General features: G+C 40.6%; 8 protein-coding genes and 1 riboswitch. Of the genes, 5 read left to right on the top strand and 3 right to left on the bottom strand.

The window, feature by feature from the left end:
- Window positions 1-343 precede the first annotated feature (343 nt).
- A complete protein-coding gene (locus J6O61_RS07945) occupies window positions 344-3,055 on the bottom strand; it encodes a transglycosylase domain-containing protein (protein ID WP_292211681.1) in 2,712 nt (903 codons plus the stop codon).
- A 127-nt stretch (window positions 3,056-3,182) separates the two neighbouring features.
- Between J6O61_RS07945 and J6O61_RS07940 the strand changes: the two genes are divergently transcribed.
- Window positions 3,183-3,830: a YigZ family protein gene (locus J6O61_RS07940; protein ID WP_292211678.1), complete on the top strand. Its 648-nt coding sequence runs from the start codon at window positions 3,183-3,185 to the stop codon at window positions 3,828-3,830.
- Window positions 3,831-3,934: 104 nt separating this feature from the next.
- Here J6O61_RS07940 and typA read toward each other — a convergent pair whose 3' ends face one another.
- Complete coding sequence (gene typA / locus J6O61_RS07935) at window positions 3,935-5,764, bottom strand: translational GTPase TypA (protein WP_292211675.1); 1,830 nt, start codon at window positions 5,762-5,764, stop codon at window positions 3,935-3,937.
- Window positions 5,765-6,133: 369 nt separating this feature from the next.
- Window positions 6,134-6,306: riboswitch (Lysine riboswitch) on the top strand.
- Between typA and J6O61_RS07930 the strand changes: the two genes are divergently transcribed.
- The 4 genes from J6O61_RS07930 (at window position 6,271) to hisA (ending at window position 9,080) form a co-directional block, all read left to right on the top strand.
- Window positions 6,271-6,429 (top strand): hypothetical protein, encoded by a 159-nt coding sequence (locus tag J6O61_RS07930; RefSeq protein ID WP_292211672.1) that lies wholly within the window; start codon window positions 6,271-6,273, stop codon window positions 6,427-6,429. It overlaps the preceding riboswitch by 36 nt.
- 26 nt (window positions 6,430-6,455) lie before the next feature.
- The gene (gene dapA, locus J6O61_RS07925; RefSeq protein WP_292211669.1) at window positions 6,456-7,340 is read left to right on the top strand and encodes a 4-hydroxy-tetrahydrodipicolinate synthase; all 885 of its coding nucleotides are present in this window, start codon (window positions 6,456-6,458) and stop codon (window positions 7,338-7,340) included.
- 95 nt (window positions 7,341-7,435) lie between these two features.
- On the top strand, window positions 7,436-8,191 hold the full coding sequence (dapB, locus tag J6O61_RS07920) for a 4-hydroxy-tetrahydrodipicolinate reductase (protein WP_292211666.1): 756 nt from the start codon (window positions 7,436-7,438) through the stop codon (window positions 8,189-8,191).
- Window positions 8,192-8,279: 88 nt separating this feature from the next.
- Window positions 8,280-9,080 (top strand): phosphoribosylformimino-5-aminoimidazole carboxamide ribotide isomerase, encoded by an 801-nt coding sequence (gene hisA, locus J6O61_RS07915; RefSeq protein ID WP_292211665.1) that lies wholly within the window; start codon window positions 8,280-8,282, stop codon window positions 9,078-9,080.
- Window positions 9,081-9,206: 126 nt separating this feature from the next.
- On the opposite strand, the gene J6O61_RS07910 is transcribed toward hisA, so the two are convergent.
- Window positions 9,207-9,344, bottom strand: a 138-nt coding sequence (locus J6O61_RS07910; protein ID WP_292211683.1) for a cold-shock protein, incomplete at its 5' end; no start/stop codon positions are given.

Raw genomic sequence — 9,344 nt, 5'->3', positions numbered from 1 at the left:
TTTTTTATTAACAGTCTCTATTGCTCATACTAAATCGCTCTATCCAAAGCTATGGGCACAAATGGATTTTTCTATTTACTTAAGATAATACTTTTTTATAGCAGAACAGCAGATGAGCTGGAAGTTTAGACATAGTTATGTGAACGATTTATTTTGAAATGATGATAAATGGACATAAATAAGCCCACAAAAGACTTGTGTTCTGAATAAGCATGAAACAAGTCTTTTATGGGCGTTTTATGTCCAATTTATCACATTGAAAAATACCGGAGTGAACAGAACTATGTCTAAACTTCCACATCATCTGCGTCCGTTTACAAGAAAATATGCTCTTGTTATAGAGTTAGTTGCCGGCTGCGACGTTTTCCGGGACGGTGTCGACTACTGTTTCCTGAGGAGTTTCTGCGGCTGCTTCAGGATTTGCTGCGGCGGCAGCTGCCTGCGCTGCAGCCTGTTCAGCTGCAAGTATCTCTTCTATGCCTTCCTGAGCCATAAATTCGGCTGTATGATGACAGGTGTTAAGAACAGTAGTAGTGTTACCATTTTCGTCTGTAACGGTCGTATATGCAGAATTGGTAGGTGTATAGTTTACAAATCCTGACTGAAGAGCAGCCGGTACTTCCGGTGACAGTTCATATACACCGGCTACTTTGAATGGACAGCTTTCCGCGGCAGGAATGCCGTCTATAGCGCACATTGTTCCGGCATAATGAACATTACAGCTTTCAGTAGGAACTGTGCCTTCTTCAAAGTATTCTGTATAAAGCGTTCCATCGCAGAGCCCTGCAATTGGCTGCTTTCCTGATCTCGAACAAACTGTTGCCGAAACAATTCCATCCGGAATACTAAAGGATGAGTATGGAAGATCTTCGTGAATCTTTTCCATTACTTTTCTCCACATGGTCTTGGAAAGGTTCTTTTCGGCAGAGCTAGTCATTTTTGCGTTGTTGTCATATCCGGTCCAGGTAGTAGCTGTATAGTAGTTGGTGAAACCTGCAAACCATACATCCACGTAATCGGAAGTTGTACCTGTCTTACCGGCAATCGCTGTTGTTCCAAAGTTAACAGAACCACCTGTTCCGCTTGTAACAACATCCTGCATGGCACTTGTTAAAAGAAATGCTGTTGTCTCTTTAAGGATTCTCTTTGAGTTAGCCTGTGTATTATCGAGAATGACGTTTCCGTCGTGATCTACAACCTTAGTATAAAGCTTAGGTTCAATGTAGACTCCACCGTTTGCGATAGCAGCATAAGCGGCATTAAGTTCAAAGTTCTTAACACCTTTAGTCAGTCCTCCAAGAGCAGTTGACTGCTGGATATCTGAGTATGTCTTTCCGTTTATTACTTCTTTTTCAACAAGTGTAGTAAAACCAAAGTTTTTAAGGTAATCAAAGGCAAGCTGCGGAGTGATGAGGGTAATGGCTTCTACTGCTATAACGTTCATCGAATCCCTTATGGCAGCTCTTACGTTATTGAGACCTCTGTATTCTGATCCCCACCAGTTACGGACTAAAGTTCCGTTTGAATAAGCAAATGGCGCGTCATTAAAGACAGTTGCAAGAGTGAGCCCGGCGCTATCAATACCCGGTGCATATGTTGAAATAACTTTAAATGTTGAACCGGGCTGTCTGTAGGAGTCGGTTGCTCTGTTAAGTGTTCTGCTGGCTGTCTTGGCTCCACGTCCGCCCACCATGGCAACAATGTATCCGGTGCTTTGTTCCTCGATTGTTATTGAAACCTGAGGCTGCGGAGTAAGGTTTATTTTTTCCCCAAGAACAGTATCACCTTCAGACATTACGGATGCCTTATATTCCTCAATTGCAGCGTTGGCATCTTCTGAAGAATCAAAGAGCATGTTGAAGCTGCTTTTTTGTTCTTTGAAATAACTGCTGAACATTTCACTGCTGTAGTTGGTTACTGTTCCGTCTGATGCCTTAACTGAAAGCTCATATGCAAGAAGATACTTGGTTCCCTCAGGGTAATTGCTTTCGTCTGTGTATACTTCATCACAGATGGCCTGAATCTTAGGATCCTGAGTTGAATAAATCTTAAGTCCTCCGCTGTAAAGCAGTGTATAAGCCTGAGTCTCGTTATAACCTGCAGCAATAAGGTCTTCCAGTACCTCATTTGTAAGTGCATCAACAAAATATGAGTTGATAGTAGTATCACCGCCGGTTTCTTCATTTACGTTTTCAATGCGGGCGTATACGTCATCATTCATTGCGGCATCGTATTCAACCTGAGTGATATACCCCTGCGAAAGCATATCACGTAATACCTTATTCCTACGCTCAGCATTTTTATCCGGGTGAGTTATAGGATTGTATTTGCTGGGGTTTTGGGTAATTCCGGCGATAACAGCGCACTCTGAAAGAGTCAACTCGCTTACAGATTTGTTGAAATAACGAAGAGAAGCGGCCTGAACACCAAGAGTATTCGAACCCAGGTTAATGGTGTTCATGTAGTTAATAAGGATTTCATCCTTGCTCATTTGCTTTTCAAGCTGAATTGCAAGGTATTGCTCCTGAATTTTACGTTTGATACTCTGAAGTGTGGTTTCGTTGGTCCAACCGGAGAAAACATTGTTCTTAAGAAGCTGCTGAGTAATGGTGCTGGCACCTTCTGAAAAATTACCGGTCGTTATACCCTTAACTGCAGCACGGATAATACCCTGAATATCAATACCGTTGTGTTCATAGAATCTTGAATCCTCGATGGCGACGAAGGCATGAGCAAGATCTTCAGGAACCATATCCATAGTTACAGGTATTCGATTGGAGTCTGTAGAGACAAGCTTGGCGGTTTGATTGCCCTCTGTGTCATACACAAATGTAGAGAAGCCTGACGGAGTTACATCGATGTTAGTAATATCCGGTGCTGTGGCTATAATGCCGTTAAAAACACCTATTCCGGCGCTTGCTCCTATAATGAATAGTCCTATTATAAGAGAAAGTAAAATATAGAATCCGAAGAGACTAAATTTCTTTCCCCATTTATCGGTACCGGAATTAAGCGTTTTGGCCTGATTGACGATACCTCTTTTCCCGTAATTCATACATTAACCTTCCTGTTTATTGCATTTTAACCAGTAAAGTATACCATGAATCTAAAGGATAATAAAGAAATGAGCCCAAAATTAAGATTTGTAACATTTGTGCTATATTTCTGATATAATTTAGCACATGAATGATAAAGAGTTTTATAAAATCGTAACTTCACAGGGAAGTAGTGAGATTGTTGAGAAAAAATCCCGCTTTATAGCAAATGTCTTTCCGGTTGAAAACCAACAGCAGGCAGAAGAGAAGATCGCTGAGATCACCAAAAAATACTGGGATGCACGACATAACTGTTATGCATATGTTATAGGGATAAATGGCGAAAATACCAGATGCAGTGACAACGGAGAACCATCAGGAACAGCCGGAAAGCCGATACTTGAAGTTATAAATGGCTCAGGGCTCACCAATACACTTGTAATTGTAACAAGATATTTTGGAGGTGTTCTTCTTGGAACAGGAGGTCTTGTAAGAGCCTACACTCAAGCTGCCCAGGCCGGAATTGCAGATGCAGAAGTTGGACAAATGGTCTATTCTCAGCTGCTGACATTGGAAGTGGCCTATAATATGGTAAACAATGTTCAGTATTATCTTGGACAGAACAATGTCTCCATTGCGGATTCTCGTTACGAGGCAAATGTTCAGTTTGACATCTGTGTAAAGGAAGCTGAAGTAAAGCGCATAGTTGAGGGACTCATCCAGAAATGTGAAGGGCAAATAAAGATATTTGAACGTGATAAAGGATATTATTTAGATGTTCAAGAAATAGATTGATAATACAATGAAAATGGCGTTCCGAAAAAGAACGCCATTTTTTTGAAATTAAAAATTAAATTGACTTGGTTGGTGCATTCTTAAATTTTTAATTTAAGAATGAATTATTTTTTGAATCCGGCTCTCTTACGGAGTGTAGGATCGAGAATTCTCTTTCTGATTCTAAGGCTTGTAGGTGTTACCTCTAAAAGCTCATCATTATCGATAAATTCGATGCACTGCTCAAGTGACATGATTCTCGGTGGTACAAGACGAAGAGCTTCATCGGATGATGATGTTCTTGTGTTTGTGAGGTGCTTTGTCTTACATACATTAACTTCTACATCCTCTGACTTACCGCTTGTTCCGATAACCATTCCTGAGTATACTTTATCACCGGGCTTGATGAATAACTGTCCGCGGTCCTGAGCATTGAAAAGACCATATGCTGTAGCTTCACCTGACTCGAAAGCGATGACTGAACCTGTCTTACGGTAGTTCATATCTCCCTTATAAGGAGCATAGCCATCGAAGATTGTGTTGATGATACCGTTACCCTTTGTATCAGTCATGAACTCACCTCTGTATCCGATAAGTCCACGTGAAGGAATGTTGAACTCAAGACGAGTGTATCCACCGTTTCCAGCACCCATATTTACAAGCTCACCTTTTCTTTCGCCGAGCTTCTGAATAACGCTTCCGGAGAATTCATCAGGAACATCGATATAACACTTCTCCATAGGTTCAAGCTTGTGACCCTGTTCGTCTGTGTGGTAGATAACCTCTGCCTTACTTACAGCAAACTCAAAGCCTTCACGACGCATTGTCTCAATAAGGACTGAAAGGTGAAGCTCACCACGTCCTGAAACCTTGAATGTCTCTGTAGTATCTGTATCTTCAACACGAAGAGAAACATCAGTATTAAGTTCTTTATAAAGTCTGTCACGAAGGTGACGGCTTGTTACATACTTACCTTCCTGTCCGGCAAGTGGAGAGTCATTAACAATGAAGTTCATTGAAATAGTAGGCTCTGAAATCTTCTGGAATGGAATAGCAACCTGATTATCAACTGAGCAAAGTGTATCACCAATCTTAAGATCTTCGATACCTGAAATGGCAACGATTGAACCAATCTTTGCTTCCTGAACTTCAACTCTTCCAAGGCCATCGTACTCGTAGAGCTTGCTGATCTTGGTCTTGATACGTCTGTCTGGCTCGTGGTGGTTAACAACTACAACTTCCTGGTTAACCTTAACGACACCGTTATCAACTTTACCTACACCGATACGTCCAACATACTCGTTGTAATCGATTGTGCTGATAAGTACCTGTGTGCTGGCATCAGGATCACCAACAGGAGCAGGAATATAATTAACGATTGTGTCAAGAAGTGGCTTCATATCTGTGCCGGGCTCATCAAGTGAAAGTGATGATGTTCCAGCCTTAGCTGATGCAAATACGAATGGGCAGTCAAGCTGATTGTCATCTGCGCCAAGATCCATAAGCAGCTCAAGTACCTCATCGATAACGTCGTTTGGTCTTGCCTCAGGACGGTCAATTTTGTTGATACATACAATAACAGGAAGACCAAGATCCATTGCTTTACCAAGAACGAACTTTGTCTGAGGCATTGGACCTTCAAAAGCATCAACAACAAGAATAACGCCGTTTACCATCTTAAGAACTCGCTCAACTTCTCCACCGAAATCGGCATGGCCGGGAGTATCAATGATGTTGATCTTGATATCTTTATATGTGATAGCTGTGTTTTTAGACATGATGGTAATGCCACGTTCTTTTTCGATATCGCCGGAATCCATAACACGTTCTACAACTTCCTGACCGGCACGGAATACACCACTCTGTCTTAAAAGTCCGTCAACCAGAGTTGTCTTACCATGGTCAACGTGAGCGATAATAGCAACATTTCTTACATCATTTCTAGTCTGCTTCATAAATAAACCTTTCTTATAATAATACTACTCACAATTATTTCTCAAAACTTTAGTAGTATAGCACGCGTTTTTTTATAGTTCAACCCTATTTTGTGTTCCTTAATAAAGTGATAATAAAATATTTATATGTTACTGTTCAGGCAGAAATGCGCACTATGCTGCGCATTACGTAAGAAAGTGATTTGGGAGTGAGCGCATTCCTTCGACGATGGCAAATTAGAATAAAGGCGCAAATCAGTTACCAGTGCAAGCAGGAAGTGAGTGAACAGTAACGTTTATAGAACGTTTATAGTGACGAGTTTATAGGAAAACGTGCGCTGCACTTGACACGTATTTTTTCGTGATGTAGTATTTAAAACAACTGAAAACGGTTTGGATAGAGGTTGCGTATTTAATGAGTATCTCTGTGGATGTGTCAGGCACAGATGAATCAGAGAGAAAGGTAAATACGCCGAAAGGTTCAATTACCTGATAATTGAATGCTTGGGCATGCAGTAAACAGCTGTATGACTGTCATCGGAAGATGGGGCGCTATCAACAATACAAATGCTTTAACCGGGATTGTTATAGGCTCATCAGATTTTCTGTTGAGTCTTTTTCTTTTGAAAAGAACGTTTGATGAAGTGCTTTTAGATCTGGTGAATCCTGTTAAACAGACTAATTAATAAAAAACAGCCAAAAGGAGGGCAAAATGGCTATATTTAAGGGAGCAGGAGTTGCAATCGCAACACCATTTAAGGAAAACGGAGAAGTTAATTATGAAGAGTTTGGTAAGCTCATTGAGTTTCAGATTGAAAACGGAACAGATGCCATCATAGTATGCGGAACTACAGGTGAAGCAGCAACCATGACTGAAGAGGAACACATGGAAGTTGTGAAATACTGTATAGATAAGGTTGCAAAAAGAATTCCTGTCATTGCCGGAACGGGTTCAAATTGCACTGAGACAGCAATAAAGCTTTCAAAACTTGCCCAGGAATATGGTGCTGATGGAGTTTTGCTTGTTACTCCTTATTACAATAAGGCTACACAGGGCGGACTTATAGCTCATTTTTCAGCCGTTGCAAAAGAAATTGATATTCCTATTATCCTTTACAATGTGCCAGGCAGAACAGGCTGCAATATTTTACCGGAAACAGCTGTAAAGCTTGCCCGTGAATATAAAAATATCGTAGGAATCAAGGATGCGACAGGAAATATTTCACAGACTATAAAGATGATGCAGCTTTCTGAAGGATGCATAGATCTTTATTCAGGTGATGATGATCAGATTGTGCCTATTATGTCAATCGGAGGACTTGGAGTTATTTCGGTTCTTTCAAATGTAGCACCAAGACAGACTCATGAAATTTGTAAAAAATGTCTGGATGGAGATTTTGCCGCTGCAAGAGAGCTTCAGTTCAAAGCGTTTCCTCTTGTAAAAGCTCTTTTCTCTGAAGTAAATCCTATCCCTGTTAAGAGTGCACTCAAGATGATCGGAATAAATGCAGGCCCGCTTCGTCTTCCGCTTACAGAGATGGAACCTGAGAATCAGGAGAAGCTTCGCGCAGAAATGAAGAAGTTTGGTCTTATCTGATAATATACTGTCAACAGGTATATGTGGATAAAAAGAAGTTATCCACAATTGATAACTATAAATAAGCTTAAACATATGATTTAAGAGGAGTAAATATGACAAAAATGATAATGCACGGCTGCAATGGCCGTATGGGACATGTAATTATCGACCTTGTTAAGGAAGATAAGGATATAGAAGTTGTTGCCGGAGTGGATGCCTATGGCGAAAACTCCTACGATTTTCCGGTGTTTAAGAGCCTTGAGGAATGTGATGTGCAGGCTGATGTTATTGTTGATTTCTCCAATGCTTCTGCAGCAGATGGTCTTTTAGCATACTGTGAAAAGACATCAACTCCTGTTGTTCTTTGTTCAACAGGTTTATCAGAAGCTCAGCTTGCAAGGGTAAAAGATGCCTCAAAGAAGGTTGCGGTACTTAAGTCTGCCAATATGTCTGTTGGTGTAAATGCACTTTTAAAGGTGTTAAAAGAGGTTTCTCCACTTTTTGCGGCAGCGGGATTTGATATTGAAATAGTTGAAAAACACCACAACCAGAAGCTTGATGCACCAAGTGGAACTGCTATTGCGCTTGCTGACAGCATTAACTCTTCACTTGGAAATGAATACGAGTATGTCTATGACAGAAGCAGCAGAAGAGAGAAGAGACCTGAAAAGGAAATAGGAATATCGGCAGTTCGTGGTGGAACAATCGTCGGAGATCATGATGTTATCTTTGCAGGACACGATGAAGTTGTAACTCTTTCCCACAGAGCTTATTCAAGAGCGATTTTTGGAAAAGGAGCTATTGAAGCAGCCAAGTTTTTAGCCGGAAAGCCTGCAGGAATGTATGACATGAGTAACGTACTTGCTTGATGATGACACGGCTGAAGTTATACTACACAATGCTTTTAGGCACTTGTGCAGCAGACTTCGGCCGTTTTTTCTAATGAAAGGGATGACAATGAAGTTTAGACCCTGTATTGATATTCATAATGGAAAAGTTAAACAGATAGTCGGTAGTACTTTAAGTGATAAGGGAGACCGGGCTTTAGAGAATTTTGTTGCTACAAAAGAAGCTGTGTTTTATTCAAATATGTACAGAGAGCTAGGACTTAATGGCGGACACGTGATTCTTCTTAATGCAGTTGACAGCCCTTATTATGAGATGACAAAAAGACAGGCACTTAATGCTCTTATGGCCAATCCCGGGCTTTTGCAGGTTGGCGGCGGCATTACTGCTGACAATGCAAAGGAATTTCTGGATGTAGGAGCATCGCATGTAATAGTTACTTCTTATGTATTCAAAAATGGTAAAGTCAATTTCACAAATTTAAAGAAACTGGTTAAGGCTGTGGGTAAGGAGAAAATCGTGTTGGATCTTTCCTGTAAGGCAATGACAAAAAACGGTGACTTGGTGCAGGGGAATGAATACTATGTAGTTACCGACAGGTGGCAGAAGATGACTGAAGTTAAGCTCTGTGCTGAGACTTTGGATGAGTTGTCAAAATACTGCGATGAATTTCTGATACATGCTGCGGATGTTGAGGGAAAACAAGCCGGGATTGAAGAAAATGTGATCAAACTGCTGGCTGATTGGGGAAAAATACCTATTACATATGCGGGCGGAGTTGGAAACATTAGTGATATTAAAAAAATCAGAAAACTTGGAAAAGAAAAAATAGATATTACAGTTGGATCTGCCCTTGATATATTTGGAGGTCATCTAAAGCTTAAGGAAGTGATGGATGCTTGTAGCTTATGAAAAAAAGCCATCTGACTTTCGTCAGATGGCTCTTCCTATTAATCATTGTTACAATCTTGCAAATTCAAAATATATATATATTAGAATAAGGCACTTTGTAGTCTGATTAATCGCTCTAATCAAGAATTAAAGCTTGTTTACGTTTACGGCCTGAGGTCCCTTTTCGCCCTGGATTACATCATACTCTACAGAAGCGCCCTCTTCGAGAGACTTGAAACCTTCCATGTTGAGTCCTGAATAATGTACGAATACATCATTTCCAGC

This window comes from Butyrivibrio sp. (genome assembly GCF_017635265.1).
GTDB lineage: Bacteria > Bacillota > Clostridia > Lachnospirales > Lachnospiraceae > Butyrivibrio.
Note: the sequence above shows the minus strand (reverse complement) of the source record. Positions and strands in the feature narration are given on the sequence as shown.

What these genes read in the sequence shown, in the direction of transcription:
- J6O61_RS07940 (WP_292211678.1), top strand. Translation starts at nt 3,183, where the DNA reads ATGAATGATAAAGAGTTTTATAAAATCGTAACTTCACAGGGAAGTAGT.
- hisA (WP_292211665.1), top strand. Translation starts at nt 8,280, where the DNA reads ATGAAGTTTAGACCCTGTATTGATATTCATAATGGAAAAGTTAAACAG.
- J6O61_RS07945 (WP_292211681.1), bottom strand. Translation starts at nt 3,055, where the DNA reads ATGAATTACGGGAAAAGAGGTATCGTCAATCAGGCCAAAACGCTTAAT.
- J6O61_RS07930 (WP_292211672.1), top strand. Translation starts at nt 6,271, where the DNA reads ATGACTGTCATCGGAAGATGGGGCGCTATCAACAATACAAATGCTTTA.
- dapA (WP_292211669.1), top strand. Translation starts at nt 6,456, where the DNA reads ATGGCTATATTTAAGGGAGCAGGAGTTGCAATCGCAACACCATTTAAG.
- typA (WP_292211675.1), bottom strand. Translation starts at nt 5,764, where the DNA reads ATGAAGCAGACTAGAAATGATGTAAGAAATGTTGCTATTATCGCTCAC.
- dapB (WP_292211666.1), top strand. Translation starts at nt 7,436, where the DNA reads ATGACAAAAATGATAATGCACGGCTGCAATGGCCGTATGGGACATGTA.